16 protein-coding genes are annotated in these 15,670 nt (G+C 67.3%); 6 read left to right on the top strand and 10 right to left on the bottom strand.

Annotated elements, in window-relative coordinates; genetic code table 11:
- The gene (locus AC5P9F_RS16810) at positions 1-798 is read left to right on the top strand and encodes a TatD family hydrolase (RefSeq protein WP_043034484.1); all 798 of its coding nucleotides are present in this window, start codon (positions 1-3) and stop codon (positions 796-798) included.
- A gap of 55 nt (positions 799-853) precedes the next feature.
- Here AC5P9F_RS16810 and AC5P9F_RS16805 read toward each other — a convergent pair whose 3' ends face one another.
- The 5 genes from AC5P9F_RS16805 to AC5P9F_RS16785 form a co-directional block, all read right to left on the bottom strand.
- Positions 854-1,738: an NAD-dependent epimerase/dehydratase family protein gene (locus AC5P9F_RS16805; RefSeq protein ID WP_043034470.1), complete on the bottom strand. Its 885-nt coding sequence runs from the start codon at positions 1,736-1,738 to the stop codon at positions 854-856.
- Positions 1,735-2,673, bottom strand: coding sequence for a 2-dehydropantoate 2-reductase (gene panE / locus AC5P9F_RS16800; RefSeq protein WP_274849960.1), 939 nt, complete (start codon positions 2,671-2,673; stop codon positions 1,735-1,737). Before panE ends, AC5P9F_RS16805 begins: the two co-directional genes overlap by 4 nt.
- Before the next feature lie 377 nt (positions 2,674-3,050).
- Complete coding sequence (locus AC5P9F_RS16795) at positions 3,051-3,818, bottom strand: hypothetical protein (protein WP_274849959.1); 768 nt, start codon at positions 3,816-3,818, stop codon at positions 3,051-3,053.
- Positions 3,819-4,160: 342 nt separating this feature from the next.
- A complete protein-coding gene (locus tag AC5P9F_RS16790; RefSeq protein WP_005420226.1) occupies positions 4,161-4,952 on the bottom strand; it encodes an ABC transporter permease in 792 nt (263 codons plus the stop codon).
- On the bottom strand, positions 4,949-5,917 hold the full coding sequence (locus tag AC5P9F_RS16785) for an ABC transporter ATP-binding protein (protein ID WP_053496779.1): 969 nt from the start codon (positions 5,915-5,917) through the stop codon (positions 4,949-4,951). Before AC5P9F_RS16785 ends, AC5P9F_RS16790 begins: the two co-directional genes overlap by 4 nt.
- Positions 5,918-6,001: 84 nt before the next feature.
- Here AC5P9F_RS16785 and AC5P9F_RS16780 point away from each other — a divergent pair, with 84 nt between their 5' ends.
- Positions 6,002-6,751, top strand: a complete 750-nt coding sequence (locus AC5P9F_RS16780) for a ferredoxin--NADP reductase (RefSeq protein WP_080104359.1) — start codon at positions 6,002-6,004, stop codon at positions 6,749-6,751.
- 158 nt (positions 6,752-6,909) lie between these two features.
- On the opposite strand, the gene AC5P9F_RS16775 is transcribed toward AC5P9F_RS16780, so the two are convergent.
- From AC5P9F_RS16775 to AC5P9F_RS16765, 3 genes are all read right to left on the bottom strand, one after another.
- Entirely contained in the window at positions 6,910-8,079 is a 1,170-nt protein-coding gene (locus AC5P9F_RS16775) for a lytic polysaccharide monooxygenase (RefSeq protein ID WP_076739697.1), read from the bottom strand.
- Between the two features lie 178 nt (positions 8,080-8,257).
- Complete coding sequence (locus AC5P9F_RS16770; RefSeq protein WP_012481568.1) at positions 8,258-9,430, bottom strand: lytic polysaccharide monooxygenase; 1,173 nt, start codon at positions 9,428-9,430, stop codon at positions 8,258-8,260.
- Between the two features lie 190 nt (positions 9,431-9,620).
- Positions 9,621-10,148: a DUF1203 domain-containing protein gene (locus tag AC5P9F_RS16765; RefSeq protein WP_164225697.1), complete on the bottom strand. Its 528-nt coding sequence runs from the start codon at positions 10,146-10,148 to the stop codon at positions 9,621-9,623.
- Positions 10,149-10,346: 198 nt separating this feature from the next.
- Here AC5P9F_RS16765 and AC5P9F_RS16760 point away from each other — a divergent pair, with 198 nt between their 5' ends.
- From AC5P9F_RS16760 to AC5P9F_RS16745, 4 genes are all read left to right on the top strand, one after another.
- Positions 10,347-10,748 carry a diguanylate cyclase gene (locus AC5P9F_RS16760; protein ID WP_495232002.1) on the top strand — a complete coding sequence of 134 codons (402 nt, stop codon included), beginning with the start codon at positions 10,347-10,349 and terminating at the stop codon, positions 10,746-10,748.
- Positions 10,749-10,816: 68 nt separating this feature from the next.
- Entirely contained in the window at positions 10,817-12,343 is a 1,527-nt protein-coding gene (locus tag AC5P9F_RS16755; RefSeq protein WP_062605398.1) for an alpha/beta hydrolase, read from the top strand.
- The gene (locus AC5P9F_RS16750) at positions 12,340-13,086 is read left to right on the top strand and encodes an ABC transporter ATP-binding protein (RefSeq protein WP_005411560.1); all 747 of its coding nucleotides are present in this window, start codon (positions 12,340-12,342) and stop codon (positions 13,084-13,086) included. The genes AC5P9F_RS16755 and AC5P9F_RS16750 overlap by 4 nt, the downstream gene beginning before the upstream one ends.
- Positions 13,083-14,267, top strand: coding sequence for an ABC transporter permease (locus AC5P9F_RS16745; protein ID WP_032967061.1), 1,185 nt, complete (start codon positions 13,083-13,085; stop codon positions 14,265-14,267). The genes AC5P9F_RS16750 and AC5P9F_RS16745 overlap by 4 nt, the downstream gene beginning before the upstream one ends.
- A gap of 71 nt (positions 14,268-14,338) precedes the next feature.
- Here the strand turns inward: AC5P9F_RS16745 and AC5P9F_RS16740 are convergent, their stop codons facing one another.
- Together AC5P9F_RS16740 and AC5P9F_RS16735 are read right to left on the bottom strand one after the other, a co-directional pair.
- Entirely contained in the window at positions 14,339-14,767 is a 429-nt protein-coding gene (locus AC5P9F_RS16740) for a DUF7832 domain-containing protein (RefSeq protein WP_062605400.1), read from the bottom strand.
- A gap of 67 nt (positions 14,768-14,834) precedes the next feature.
- Positions 14,835-15,620 carry a helix-turn-helix domain-containing protein gene (locus AC5P9F_RS16735; protein WP_099473832.1) on the bottom strand — a complete coding sequence of 262 codons (786 nt, stop codon included), beginning with the start codon at positions 15,618-15,620 and terminating at the stop codon, positions 14,835-14,837.
- Positions 15,621-15,670: the final 50 nt, after the last annotated feature.

Genomic DNA, 15,670 nt, shown 5'->3' with positions numbered 1-15,670 from the left:
ATGCACCTGATCGATATCGGCGCCAACCTGACCCACGACTCCTTCGACCGCGACCGCGATGCCGTGCTGGACCGCGCACGGCAGGCCGGCGTGGTGCAGATGGTCATCACCGGTGCCAGCCGCGAGCACTCGCCGCTGGCCGTGCAGCTGGCGCAGCAGCACCCGGGCTTCCTGTATGCCACCGCCGGCGTGCACCCGCATCATGCGGTGGAGTACACCGAGGAATGTGATGCCGAGATGCGCGCGCTGCATGATCACCCGGAAGTGGTGGCGGTGGGTGAGTGCGGGCTGGACTACTTCCGTGACTTCTCGCCGCGCCCGGCGCAGCACCGTGCCTTCGAGCGCCAGTTGCAGCTGGCCGCGGACAATGGCAAGCCGCTGTTCCTGCACCAGCGCGACGCGCATGCCGATTTCATGGCACAGATGAAGAACTTCGAAGGTCGCATAGGCCCGGCGGTGGTGCATTGCTTCACCGGCGAACGCGACGAGCTGTTCGACTACCTGGACCAGGACTGGTACATCGGCATCACCGGCTGGCTGTGCGACGAGCGCCGTGGCGCGCACCTGCGCGAACTGGTGAAGAACATCCCGGCCAACCGCCTGATGATCGAGACCGATGCGCCCTACCTGCTGCCACGCACGCTGAAGCCGATGCCGAAGGACCGCCGCAACGAACCGATGTTCCTCTCGCACATCGTGGAAGAACTGGCGCGTGACCGTGGCGAGGACGTTGCAGTGACGGCGGCCAATGCGACTGCGGCGACGCGTGCGTTCTTCCGCCTGCCCGACGCGGGTTGATGGGAGTGCCGGTCGCTGGCCGGCAATCAACCGTGGTGCCGGCCAGCGGCCGGCACTACCGGAGCAGGTCGCGCAGGCCCTCACGGTAGCTGGGGAAGCGCGGCTGCCACGCCAGCGCTTCACGCGTGCCACGACTGTCGATGCGCTTGTTGCTCTCGTAGAAGCGGCGTAGCGTCGGGCTGAGTGCAGGGTCGTCCCAGGCCACGGCAGGTGGCATCGCAAACCCGCCCAGCTTCGCGGCGAAGGCCAGCACATCCTGCGGTGGTGCCGGCTCGTCATCGCTGGGCAGGTATATCCCCTGCGCAACCGGTCGCTGCATCGCCGCGACGATCACTGCCGCAAGATCCTCTACGTGCAGGCGGTTGAACGCCAGGCCCGGCCGAATCACATGGCGGGCACGGCCCTGTGACAGCTGCAGCAACGCATTGCGCCCCGGCCCGTACAGGCCGGGCAGGCGGAACACCGCCGAAGCGATGCCACGTACCTCTGCAAGCGCACGCCATTGCGCTTCGGCACGCAGGCGCTGCACGCCGGCTGCTTCGGTGGCATCGGCTGCGCTGTGCTCGTCAACCCAGCCGCCGGCCCGATCGGCATACACCGACGTGGACGACAGATAGCCCACCCAGCGCAGTGCCGGGCTGGCCCGCAGAGCCGGCAGCAGCAGGCGCAGTGCCGGGTCGCCCGCAGCATCTGGCGGCACGCTGCACAGCACGGCCTCGGCCTGCGCGACCTCATCGAGCAGGGCGGGCGACGGTGGAGTGTCAGCGTGCAGCTGATGCCGCAGCAGGCCATCGTCCGGCGCCGACGAGGGGTCACGCACCGTGCCGACGACGTGCACTCCCCGTGCCTGCAGCTGCGTGGCCAGCACGCATCCGCTCCAGCCCATACCGAGGATCAGCACCCGCGTAGGCAGCGCGCTGGCCCGCAACGGGAGGCTCACGCGCCGCGCAGTGCCTGGTAGGCCTGCAGGCTGCTGTAGGCGACCTGCAGCAACAGGGCTTCCTGATCGGCCTTGCGTGCACGCGCCAGCATGTCGCCGACGATCTGCTCGGCCTCGACCTGCTGGCCAGCCTCCAGGTCCCGCAACATCGATGCCTTCAATGCAGAGCCGGCCTGGGTGAGGGTGCCGCGCGCGGTGTCCTGCGCGGCATCGGGAATCGGCTCACCGGCAGCTTCGGCCACGGCCAGGCATTCGTCGTACAGGCCGCGCACGATCGCCTCGCCATCATCGGTGGCGACGATGGTGCCGATATCCGCGCGAAGCAGGCAGGTAGCAGCGGCCAGCGCGGTCAGGAAGGTGTACTTGATCCACTGTTCCTGGCCGATGTGTTCGCTCGCCAGGTGATCAAGATGGGCCTGCGCGCAGGCAGCGGCGAAGGCACGCACGCGTGCGGACGCCGCGCCGTCATCGCGCTCGCCGAAGGTGAGCTTGGCCGGCTTGCCCAGGTGCAGCACCGCACCGTCGGGGGCCTTGGTGGCGCTGATGAAGCACAGGCCGCCGAGCACGGCGTCGCGGCCGAAGCGCAGGTCCAACGCGTTGTAGTGGTGCAGGCCGTTGAGGATCGGCAGCACGGTGGTGTTCGCGCCCACGGCTGGAGCAATGGCGTCGATCGAGCTGTCGAGGTCGTAGGCCTTGCAGCTGAGGATGACCAGATCGAACGGCTTCTGCGCGGCCAATGCGGGCAGCGCATCGGCGGTGACGTGCTGCACCGGGAAGCTGGCATCGCCGAGCGGGCTGCGGATGACCAGGCCATCGCGGTCCAGCTGTGCGGCGCGCGCGGGGCGCACGAGGAAGGTCACGTCCACGCCGGCCTGGGCCAGGCGACCACCGAAGTAACCGCCGGTACCGCCGGCGCCGAGGATCAGGATGCGCATTGCACGTTCACCGCTTTCTGGAGAATCAGATCTGCGATTGTGCCGGAGATTGCGGCCAACGGCGGAGCCCCTCGTGGTGGTTCGCGCAGTTGGTTTCATGAGCTGGGTCGTGTGCGATGGGTTCGCGGGGGACGCCGTGAACCCCGCTCCGCGGTCCGGCCCAGCCGCTGGCGGCTGTGCGTTCGGGCGCTTGCGAAGCAATGCTTCGCAAGCAAAGCGCCCTCACCCCTGGGGGCTTAGCCGCGCCATCCATGGCGCGGATACCCCCGCGAGCCCATCGCACACGACCCCTGACAGTTTCCGGGTGCGGCCACCACGGAAAACAGATCAGGAGCGGAGGCGGGTCGCTCGCTGCGCTCGCTCGTGTAGAGCGGTGCTCAGGGCAGTTGTTCGCTGAAGTCTTCGGTGTAGCCCAACAGCAGTGTGGTGCGGGTGGCCAGGGTTGCAGCCAGTTTTGACCACGTGTCATGCGTTCCGGCCGCGTAGACGCGCTGCAGGTCCGCGACCAACGCATTTGCCTGTGCAGGCGACGGCGCGCTGTCGCGCTGGAAGCCGAGCCACGATGCGCCGAGTCCGAACAAGCGGTAGCCATGGTGCTCCTGCAGGTGCCGGATCAGGGCGTGATTCTGGAAGATGTCCCAGTCCGCGCTGAAGTAACCGTTGGGCAGGGCGGCAATCAGCAGGTCATCGCGGTCCACCGGCACCTGCTGTAAGCAGACCACCTCGTCGACGATCAGGTCCGGCGTTGCATTGGCGGCGACCAGGGCCTCGACGTCCTCGTTGCTGCACATCAGCGTGCCCGCCAGCGCGCTCCATTCCAGCCGATGAGAGGAATGCTCGAGCTGCGCGACCACATGCGCCAGCAACCGCTCGCGTGCCGCCAATGCGTCTTCGGGGGTTTCCGGATCTTCGTCCTCGTACAGCGCGATGCGCGCGTCGTCGGACGCATGCATGCTGGTGTAGCGGCATTGGCCGACATCATCGAGCGTGCACAGGTAGCGATACCGGGGATCAGCCGCGTGCCGCGAGGCCAGGTATTCCAGCACCTCATCCAGCGTGGGCGAATCGCCCAGCAACGCATGGCTGAAGGCATCGATGGGGCCGTCCGACACGGCCTTGTCCAATGGAATGGAAGTGATCTTCATCGCCACAGCCTAGCCGCAATCCCGAACGAAAAGATCCGGGCGTCGGCCTTACCGTGAACGCTCCATTCACGCATGGCGTGGATCCATCGTGTCGACCAAGGTCGACACCCACCAACAGCAGCGGCAATCTGTCGAAGGCGGGGTGGGTCCGGTTGCGGGGGTGTCCGCGGCATGGATGCCGCGGCCAAGCCTCCATGGACGGATTCACGGCGTCCCCCGCAACCGGACCCACCCCGACATCCCCCGGATAGTCAGCTTTTGCCGTTGCTTTTGCCGTTGCCGTTGCCGTTGCCGTTGCCGTTGATTCGGCGGGTGCAGGGCCGCAGGCCCTGCAGGCAAAACTCAGCTGCGCATGCCCACGCCGCGACGCAGCAGCCACAGCGCCAACGCCGTCAGCACCACCACGAAACCGATCATCAGGCCGTAGGCCACCGGCAGCGGTACATCGCTGCTGCCCAGCAGGCCATAGCGGAACGCGTTGACCATGTAGAAGATCGGGTTCGCGTGCGTGGCCGCTTCGGCCCAGCCCGGCAGCAGCTTCACCGAATAGAACACGCCACCCAGGTAGGTCAGCGGGGTCAGGATGAAGGTCGGCACGATCGCCACGTCATCGAACTTCTTCGCATACACCGCATTGATGAATCCGGCCAGCGAGAAGATCGTCGCGCCGAGGATCACCGTGGTCAGCATCACAATCGGATGCGGGATTCGCACCGGGGTGAAGAACATCGCGATGATCAGCACGATCACGCCGACCATCAGGCCGCGCAGCACGGCACCGGCCACGTAGCCCCACAGGATCACCCAGTTCGGCATCGGGCTGACCAGCAGTTCTTCGACGTGGCGGCCGAACTTGGCACCGAAGAACGAGGAACTGATGTTGCCGTAGCTGTTCTGGATCACGCTCATCATCACCAGGCCCGGCACGATGAACTGCATGTAGGTGTAGCCGCCCATGTCACCCACGCGCGACCCGATCAGGTTGCCGAAGATCAGGAAGTACAGGGTCATGGTGATCGCCGGCGGCACCAGGGTCTGGCCCCAGATGCGCATGATGCGGGCGACTTCGCGGCGCACGATGGTCATCAGCGCGATGCGGTTGCGCTGGCCGTCGGTCAGCTCGGTGGTGCTCATGCAGGCTTCTCCATGTTGCCGGTGAGGCGCACGAACAGCTCCTCCAGGCGGTTGCTCTTGGTACGCATCGAACGCACGCGGATGCCGGACTCGTTCAGCGTAGCGAACACGCGGTTGAGGTCCATCGCGCGTGGCATGTCGATGTCCAGCGTGTGCGGGTCCGGCGCGGTCAGCGTCGTGCCCTCGATCACCGGCAGCTGTGCCGGCAGGTCACCGTCGATGTCCAGCAGGAAGCCTTCCACGTCCAGCTTGGCCAGCAGGGTGCGCATCGGCCCCTGCTCGACGATCTGGCCATGGTTGATGATCGCCAGGTGGCGGCACAGGTACTCGGCTTCTTCCAGGTAGTGCGTGGTGAGGATGATCGTGGTGCCGGCAGCGTTGATCTCCTTCAGCACGCGCCACATGTCGCGGCGGATCTCGATGTCCACGCCGGCGGTCGGCTCATCCAGGATCAGCAGACGCGGGCGGGTCATCATCGCGCGGGCGATCATCAGCCGGCGCTTCATGCCGCCGGACAGCGTGCGGCTCATCACCTGCGCCTTTTCCCACAGGTGCGCGCGCTTCAGCTCTTCCTCGGCGCGCTGCTCGGCTTCCTCGCGCGGCACGCCGTAGAATCCGGCGTAGTTCACCAGGATGTCGAAGGGCTTTTCGAACAGGTTGAAATTGATCTCCTGCGGCACCAGCCCGATCAGGCGCATGGTGGCGCTGCGGTTGCGCACCAGGTCGCTGCCGAACACCTCCACCTGGCCCTCGCTGAGGTTGACCAGGGAGCTGATGATGCCGATCAGGGTCGACTTGCCCGCCCCGTTGGGGCCGAGCAGGGCGAAGAAGTCGCCCGGGGCCACTTCCAGGGAAACGCCCTTCAGGGCCTGGGTGCCGTTGTCATAGGTCTTGCGCAGGTCGCGCACGCGCAGGGCGGGCGCCGTATCGTTCTGGGATGCCAAGCTCGAAGCCTTCGCGCCCATGGGCTGGCGCTGGAGAGGGGCGGGGAGGGGCTATTATAGAAGACCCCGAGGGCTTGCCCCGGCTACACACTGTCCCGAAAAGTCGTGCCTGTTCAATTCCCCCTCAAGCTGGTCGGCTGCCGCATGCTGGCCCCGACCGTCGGCCACTACCAGTTCGTGCGTGACGATGGGCAGCCGCTGGATTTCCAGCCCGGCCAGTTCATCCAGGTCCATTTCAGCTACGCCGACGGCACCGAAACCAAGCGCAGCTACTCGCTGGCGACCATCCACGACCATGCGCTGGGCCCGGGCGAGGCGGTGGACATCGCGGTCAGTTTCGTGCCCGGTGGCGCCGCCACGGCCCTGTTCGAGGCGCTGGAGCAGGGCAGCCAGATCAGTGCGTCCGGCCCCTATGGCCGGTTCTGCCTGAATCCCGGTGACCACAACGCCCGTTACCTGCTGATCGCCACCGGTACCGGCGTTACCCCGTACCGCTCCATGCTGCCGCTGCTGGAGAAGGCCATGGCCGAACGCGGCGTGCAGATCGTGCTGCTGCAGGGCGCGCGCAGCCCGGGCGAGCTGCTGTACAGCGAAGATTTCTACAGCTTCGCCGAAAAGCACCCGAACTTCCGCTATGTTCCGTGCCTGTCGCGCGAACTGCCGACCGAACCGCACCCGGATGTACAGCACGGCTACGTGCAGCAGGCGCTGGCCGGTTTCACGCCGGACCCGGCCACCGACATCGCCTACCTGTGCGGCAACCCGGACATGGTCGATGCCTGCGCCGAGCTGCTGAAGGCGGCCGGCCTGGGCAACCCGCAGATCCGCCGCGAGAAGTACGTCAGCAGCAAGTAAGTCAGGGTAGTGCCGGCCGCTGGCCGGCAGCCCCACGAACCCTGGTAGTGCCGGCCGCCGGCCGCCGGCCGGGCAGCCCCACGAACCTGGTAGTGCCGGCCGCTGGCCGGCAACTCCAAGAACCGGAGGCGGCGCCACGCCACCCCCGGTGCCCTGCCTCAGTACGCGACCCAGGCATCGCGCCAGGCGAAACCGGTGCCCGGGCGATAGGCATCGGCGTTGATGTTGCACCACGCACCCTCCGGGAACGGCCGGCAGGCGTAGAGCTTGCCGTCGGTGCCCTTGACCACGGTTTCGCCCGGCGTGTAGCTGCCGATACCGACCGGATACACGAAGTCGTAGTCGTCACCCGGCGGCGGATCGACCGGATCCACCGGGCCCGGCAGGCGGGTATCGATCTGGAACAGGTTGCCCGGCTTCAGGTAGACGCGGTTCTCGGTGGCCGAGGCGACCGGCGTGATCACGCCGTTCCTCATCACGCCCACACGCGCCTGCTGTGCACTGGCGTTGACCTTGCGGGCCAGCGCCAGCGGCCACTGGTTCGCAGCGGTCTGACCTGCGGCCAGGGTGATCTCCGGACGCTCCAGATCATTGCCCTGGGCGTTGAACACGCGCAGCGTCAGGGTGGTGCCTTCTTCCAACGCACCGCGGGCGGTGACCGGGCCGGCGTCCTGCCACTGCGGCGGCGGTTCAACGCCGCCACCGCCTTCGAAGCGCACGTCCGCGCAGGTATAGAACGCTTCACCGGAATCCGAGCGCTGCCAGGTGTTGTAGATGATGTGCTGGCCGCTGCGCTTGGGCAGCGGGCAATCCAGCTTGTAGACGTCGCCGGAGACCGGCACGTTGCCCAGCGTGCAGAATTCCTGCAGGTCGGCCCAGCGCAGCGGGCTGCCCGGCTGCCAGCCGTCGCGGGTGACGTAGAACTTCCACTCGCGGGTAGCATGCGGGGCCGGTGCCTTGAACTCGAAGGTGTAGCGCCCGCGCGAATCGGCGCGGATCGGCGAGGTCGGCCAGTCACTGCGGTTCAGATCGAGGCCGCGGTACTTGCTGTTGCCGCCGCTGCACAACTCGCCATCTGGAACCACCGCTTGATGGTTGCCGTTGGCGTTGGCCTGGTTGACACCGGCCCAGTCGTAGAACGGCTGGGCGCCGCCGATGGCCTTGGCGGCGGCGCAGGCCGGGTTGGTCGGATTCTCCGGATTGCCCTCGTGGCACTGCTTCACGCGGCTGAGCGGCTTGGACAGGGTGCCGTGGGCGAAGGCGTTGCCGGACAGTGCCAGGCCGACAACGGCGGACAGTGCGAGGACGGCCCGATGGGACAGGTGCATGCAGGAACTCCTTTGCGAAGTGTTGGAAACCTCGCGGAGTCTTCCCATGTAGCCGCCATATGCCCATCAGACAAGTTTGAAAGGCTGCTGCGTTCCTCTGTTTCTGCAACGCGCGCCCCACTGCGCGGCAGGGGAGCCAGGAGGCGGTGTGATGTGCACCGCCTCCCACATCACTGCGTCAGTACGCGATCCACGCATCGCGCCAGGCCGCGCCCACGCCCGGCCGGTAGGCCTCGGCATTGACGTTGCACCATGCACCCTCCGGGAACGGGCGGCAGGCATACAGCTTGCCGTCGCTGCTCTTCACCACGGTCTGGCCCGGCACATAGCTGCCGATGCCCGCGGGGTACACGTGGTCGAAATCACCACCCGGCGATGGCGTACCCGGGTCCGGCACCTGGGTATCGAGCTGGAAGCGGTTGCCGTCCTTCAGGTACACGCGATTGTCGGTGGCCGACGCCGACGGCGTGATCACGCCATTGGCAAGCACGCCCACGCGCGCATGCCGGGCACTGGCATTGACCTTGCGGGCCAGCGCCAAGGGCCATTGCGCGGCCGAGGTCTGGCCGCCGGCCAGCGTCGCTTCCACACGTTCGACATCGTTGCCGCTGGCATTGAACACGCGCAGTGCCAGCGTCGTACCGACCGGCAATTCACCGCGGGCGGTGACCGGGCCGGCATCCTGCCATTGCGGTGCCGGCGCCGTACCACCGCCGCCGCCTTCAAAGCGTACGTCCATGCAGGTGTAGAACGCTTCGGTCGAATCCGAGCGCTGCCACGTGTTGTAGATCACATGCTGGCCGGTGCGCTGCGGCAGCGTGCACTGCAGCTTGTAGGTGCCATCGGCAGAGAGCGGTGTATTGCCCAGCGTGCAGAACTCCTGCAGGTCGGCCCAACGCAACGGGCTGCCCGGTTGCCAGCCGTCGCGGGTGACGAAGAAGCGCCAGTCGCGCGTGGCGTGCGGCGCGGTTGCCCTGAACACGAAGGTGAACTTGCCATTGGCATCGGCGTGGATCGGCGTGGTCTGCCAGTCACTGCGGTTCACGTCCAGGCCGCGGAAGGTGGCATTGTTGCCGCTGCACAGCTTGCCGTCGGGCACCACCGCCTGATGGTTGCCGTTGGCGTTGGCCTGGTTGATGCCGTTCCAGTCGTAGAACGCCTGCGATCCGCCCACCGCTTTCGCGGCAGCGCAGGCCGGGTTGGTCGGGTTCTCCGGATTGCCCTGGAAACAGGCATAGACGCGGCTGACCGGCGTGGTCATGGTGCCGTGGGCGAACGCGTTGCCGGCCAGGCACAGGCCTGCAGCGGCGAACGAGGTGGCCAGCAGCAGCGGTGTGGATCGGAATGACATGGCGCTTCCTTGTGGTCGTCGAAAGAGAGCGGTGACCGCAGAGTTGCGCTGCGCGGCGGACTTTCGGCGGCACCATCGCGAGTATCGAGTTGCGGTGCCGGGTGCGGAACCATGGAAATGCTGATCCGTGACTGTGGGTGTGAAGCCCTTCCCGCGGGCTTCACGTGGGCCTGAACGGATGCGCTGGCGATCACGTGTCCGGCGTGGCAACGATCACGTCGTGGAGATCCGGCCATGTCGATGTCATGCCGACGCGATCCGCCTGGCACGAGAAGCAGCCGTGGGCCGCGTTGTGCAGCTGCACGAAGGCCACGGCAGGGTCGGCAAACAGCGCGTCCAGCCGAGCGCCGACATCCGTGCCTGCGCTGATCTCGGCGGCCAGCATCAATGCAGCCTGGTCATAGGCGCGCAACGAGATCATCCGGCGCTGCACATACGGGGGCACCTCGCCTGGCGGCAGCACGCAACGGGTCACGCCACGCTGTACGAAGATCGGGCCCGAGGCGTGATAGGGCGAGTGCAGGGGCAGGTGCACGTGGGACAACAGCAGCAGCTCGCTGCCACCGGGCGGATCGCTCAGGCTGATCCGGCAGGGGTGTCCTCCTGATTCGCCGGCCCAGCGACGCCGGATGCCCAGCGCAGCCAGCGCGGTGTCGCTCTTTTCGAACAGGTGCAGGAACGGGCGGTGGTCGATGCCACCGAGGTACCACGCATGCATGGGCGTCTCCTTGGTTTCCCACGGATTCTGCGCAGGCACCGGCCGCCGTGCTCGCCGTTTTCAGACCCCGCATCTCCATCGGGCCAGGCAGCGCCACGGGGAACGCAGCACAAGGCGCCAAGATGCGCGCGCCGCCCCGGCCGATGAGCGCCGCATGTCCGTGGATTTCCCCACCCTCACCGTGCTTGGCTTCCTGCTCTGCATCGCTGGGGCCATCTGGCCGGAGACGAGGTACTGCGCCACTTCGCTGCGTTGATGCAGCACGGTTTGCAGGGCCATCACACGCTGCTGGGCGGCTACGGTGGCGAGGAGTTCGTGCTGGTGCTGGCCGGCAGCACGCAGGCGGAAGCGATGGCGCGGGCTGCGGCGATCCGTACCGCTCTGCAGCAGAAGCCGGCGCGGCTGGCCACCGGGCCGGTGACGTTCACTGCCAGCATCGGCCTGGCGATGGACCACGGCCAGGGCGAGCTGTCCACGCTGCTGGCAGCGGCAGACGCGGCGCTGTACCGGGCCAAGGCCGCCGGCCGCGATCGCCTGGCCTGCGCCACGCCGGCGGAGATTTCGCGTCTGCCCATCGCCGACGACGCCGTGCCCGTGTAAGTTGAGTCACATCTTCCGCGGCAGCCCGTCGTGGTTGCCAGGAACGTCCTCCAGGGGAAACGAGCACGATGCAAAGACACCACCTCGCGTTGGCCGCAGTGTTGGCCAGCCTGATGCTTGCCGGTTGCAGCCAGTCACCGTCACCCGCCGCCGAAGGCGCCAGCGATGCACCCAGCCGCCGTTTCGGCACGATCGACTTCCAGCCCTGCACGCTGTCCACGGTAGGTGCCAGTGCCAACGTGGAAGCGCAGTGCGCCACCCTGCAGGTGCCGGAGGACCGGGCCCAGCCCGCTGGCCGGGGCATCGGCCTGCGCATCGCCTGGCTGGAATCGGGCAGCAGCGGCTCCAGCCAGCCCGACCCGGTGTTCTTCCTGGCCGGTGGCCCCGGCCAGGCCGCCAGCGAAGTGGCCGTCATCGTCGATACCGCGCTGCGCCAGGTGCGCAAGCAGCGGGACATCTTCCTGGTCGACCAGCGCGGCACCGGCGGCTCCAACCCGCTCAGCTGCCTCGGCGCGGACGGAAAGGAACTGCCGATGGACGAGGACGCGGCGCCCTCCGAGGCCTTGCTGCGCGACTATGCCCAGCGATGCGCGGCTTCCCTGCAGGGACGTGCGGACGCACGTTTCTACACCACCACCGAAGCCATTGCCGACCTGGACGCGGTCCGCCAGGCCTTGGGCGTGGACCGGGTCAATCTGATCGGTGCGTCCTACGGCACCCGCGTGGCCCAGCGCTATGCGGGTACCTATCCACAGCACACCCGCAGCATCGTCATCGATGGCGTGGTGCCGAATGAGCTGGTGGTGGGCGGCGATTTCGCCAGGACGTTCGAAGACGCGATCGCCCTGCAGTCGGCGCAGTGCCGCAAGGACGCTGCCTGCAGCAGGCGCTTCCCGACCGATACCCGTGCGCAGCTGCGCAGCGTGGTCGAGACCCTGCGCCGTGCACCGGTTCCGGTCGAGTATCGCGATCCTGGCACCTACGACACCCGGAAGGATGTGCTGACACCGGACAGCGTGGTGGGCCTGGCTTTTGCGTTTTCCTACGTACCCCAGTACGCCTCATTGCTGCCGCTGGTTCTTGATGAAGCCGCGCACGGCCGCTACGCACCGCTCGCCTCGCTGGCGCGCGGTGCGAACCGCAGCATGGATTTCCAGATCAACCGTGGCATGCACTGGTCGGTGATCTGCAGCGAAGACGCGCCGCGCTACCAGGCGCCGGCCGAGGATCCCGGGCGCCTGTTCGGCAACGACGTGGCAAGTTCCTTCTTTGCCGCCTGCCCGGCATGGCCGCACCGGCCGGCACCGGCAGCCAATGCCGTGCCGCTGCGCAGTGACGTACCGGCGCTGCTGTTGTCTGGTGAACTGGACCCGGTGACCCCGCCGCGCTATGCCGAGCAGGTCCTCAAGGGCCTGCCCAATGGACGCGCGCTGGTCGCCCGTGGCCAGGGCCACGGCACGCTGACTGCCGGCTGCATGCCGCGCCTGCTCGGCCAGTTCATCGACACGACCGATGCCAAGGCGCTGGATGCCGGCTGCCTGGACACGCTGAGCTACGTGCCGGCGTTCACCTCGTTCAACGGATGGGAACCATGATCGTCGCCGACAACCTGCACAAGGCCTTCGACACCCGCACCGGCCGTATCCAGGCAGTGTCCAACGTCGGCTTCCGCGCCGAGGATGGCCGCATCACCGGCCTGCTGGGGCCCAATGGTGCGGGCAAGACCACCACCATGCGCATGCTGTACACGCTGATGACCCCCGACCAGGGCAGCATCAGCGTCGATGGTGTCGATGCTGCGCGCAATCCGGTGGAAGTGCGTCGCCATCTCGGCGTGCTGCCCGACGCGCGTGGCGTCTACAAGCGCCTGACCGCGCGTGAGAACATCGCCTACTTCGGCGAACTGCATGGCCTGTCGGCCGAGCGCATCCGCGAGCGCATCGAGGTGCTGTCGCACGCGCTGGACATGGGGGACATCCTCGACCGCCAGACCGATGGCTTCTCGCAGGGCCAGCGCACCAAGACCGCGATCGCCCGCGCACTGGTGCACGACCCGCGCAACGTCATTCTCGATGAACCGACCAACGGCCTGGACGTGATGACCACCCGCGCACTGCGCCGCTTCCTGCTGGGCCTGCGCGAAGAAGGCCGCTGCGTGATCCTGTCCAGCCACATCATGCAGGAGGTGGCTGCGCTGTGCGATCACATCGTGATCATCGCCAAGGGCACGGTGATGGCCGCCGGCAGCGCCGATGAACTGCGCGCGCAGTCCGGCGAATCCAACCTGGAGGATGCGTTCGTGAAACTGATCGGCAGCGAAGAGGGCCTGCACGCATGAGCATGATGTCGACCCTGATGACGGTGATGCGCAAGGAGCTGCGTGACCTGTCGCGCGACCGCCGTACGCTGGCGCTGACCCTGCTGTTCGGGCCACTGCTGTACCCGCTGCTGATCCTGGGCATGGGCAAGCTGTCCGAAAGCCGCGTGCGCACGCAGATCGAGCAGCCGCTGCAGATTCCCACCATCGGCGCCGAACATGCGCCGAACCTGGTGCGCTTCCTGGCTGCCCAGGGCCTGAATGCCGCTGCTGCGCCGAAGGACCTGGCCGAGGCCATCCGTTCGCAGGACATCGACGTCGCGCTGCGCATCAGCCCGGACTTCGGCAGGGACTGGGCCGATGGCAAGCCGGCGCTGGTGGAGGTGATCAGTGACAGCACACGACGTGCCGCCGAGGTGCCCACTGCGCGCCTGCAGGCGGCGTTGGCCACGTACAACGGGCAGGTAGGGGCGCTGCGGCTGATGGCGCGGGGCATCGACGCCCAGGTCGCACGGCCGCTGGACGTGGCCAGCCAGGACATGGCCAGTGCCGAAGCCAAGCGTGGCCTGATGCTGTCGGCGTTGTTGCCGATCCTGCTGACCCTCACCTCGTTCCTCGGTGGTGCCTACCTGGTAATGGACACCACCGCCGGCGAGCGTGAGCGGCAGTCGCTGGAGCCGCTGCTGGCCACGCCGGGGTCGCGCAGTGCCATTGTCAGCGGCAAGATCGCCGCCGCCTGCATGGTCGGCTTTGCGTCGCTGCTGTTGACCCTGGCCGCGTTCAAGGTGAGCGCGCAGATCGCCCCCGGCAACATCGGCCGCCAGCTCAACATGAACATCATGGCGATGGTGCAGATGCTGCTGGTGATGCTGCCGATGCTGCTGATCGGCACCTCGCTGCTGACCTTCCTGGCCGCAGCGGCCAAGAGCATGAAGGAAGCGCAGAGCCACATGACCTGGCTGATGCTTCTGCCGATGCTGCCGGGCTATGCGCTGATTGCCTACCCGGTGAAGAGCCAGCTGTGGCAGTACGCCGTGCCGTTCCTGTCGCAGAACCAGATGCTGCTGAAGGTGATCCGCCACGAGACCATCACACCCGCGGTCTGGGCCATCTACCTCGGCGCCAGCCTCGGCCTGGCCGCCGTGCTGTGGTTCGCCGCCGTGCGCCGTTATCACAACGAGCGCCTGGCCATCTCCGGCTGACCGCAGAGATAGCGCTGGGCTGTGCCCGGCGGATATGAAACGAGGCCCGGTCATGCCGGGCCTCGTTGTTTTCAGGATTGGGTTGCCTGCCAAGTGGCGAAGCGCTGGGCAATCACCGGCGCCAGGCGGTCGAAGTTCTCCCAGGTATCGGCGACGTGGTACAGATCCGGGACATTGGCGCCCAGCTGTTCCTCATAGTCGTCCAGGTACTGGCCATTCTCGAGGTCGTAGTACGCAGCGGTGAACGTGTTGGCTTCATCACTGATCAGATCGTCGACGAATTTGCCGTCGCTGCACTCCAGCAGGAACAGGCCTGGCGTCGTTCTGCGTTCCAGCAGCGCTTGCAGGTCTTCTTCTGCGTCTTCCGCGAGTTCCGCGCTTGCCATTCCCTGTAGCAGCAGCCACGCCAGGTACATGCCAATGTGAGTAGCCCCAGCCTCTGCAGGAAGATCCGTGGGGAAATCACCGCCGGAATGCCAGCTGGCGTCGTCGTACTTCATCTGTTCTTCCCTTGAGATCGACAGCGAGCTTAGGAGGTGCGGAAAGGCGGCGGTAGTGCCGAATGCGTCAGTCCTTTCCATACCGCGCAGGCGTCACCCCCATCTCGCGCTTGAACACGGCGATGAAGGCGCTGGGCGTGTCGTACCCCATCGACAGCGCGACGCTGATCACCGGCTCGCCGGACAGCAGGCGTGGCAGCGCCAGCAGCACCCGCAGGCGTTGCCGCCACTGGCTCAGCGTCATGCCGGTCTCGGCCAGCCAGTGGCGGGCCAGGCTGCGGCCGGACAGGCCACTGCTGGCGGCCCAGTCCTCGACGCTGCGGTTGTCGTGCGGCGCGCGAGCCAGCGCGGCGGCGATCCGGCCCAGGCGCCGGTCACGCGGTTGTGGCAGGGCCAGCGGCAGCGGCGTGCTGGCGGCAATCTCATCGGCGATCACGCCGGCCAGGCGTGCCTGCGCAGCATCCAGTGGCGCATGGGGCCATTGCAGCGCACGTGCTGTCGCCGCCTGCAGCAGCGCATTGGGCTGGAAGATGCGTGGTGTGGCGGGCAGACCCAGGCAGGCCTCCGCGTTGAAGTACAGGCTCCAGCCATTGAACCCGTCTGCGCCCAGCAGCGCGTGGGGCAGCAACGGCGGTATCCAGGCGACGTGACCTGCGGGCAGCAGCCAGTGCAGGTCGTCGGCGGCGATCCGCAGCAGCCCCTGGTACGCACCCAGCAGCTGCCCACGCGCATGCCGGTGGCGGGCCGTGCGACGCTTGCCGAGCTGGTGCAGCCGGGCCGCCAGCACCACCGGTCCATCGGTGGCATCGGCCAGCGCGGGGTCGAGCAATGCGGCGGTTGTCTGATCTGCCATATCGATTGGCAGTTATACGGCAGAAACGTCGCCTCCGGGCCCCGACACTG

The organism is Stenotrophomonas sp. YJH_SMC_4 (assembly GCF_059371575.1).
Note: the sequence above shows the minus strand (reverse complement) of the source record. Positions and strands in the feature narration are given on the sequence as shown.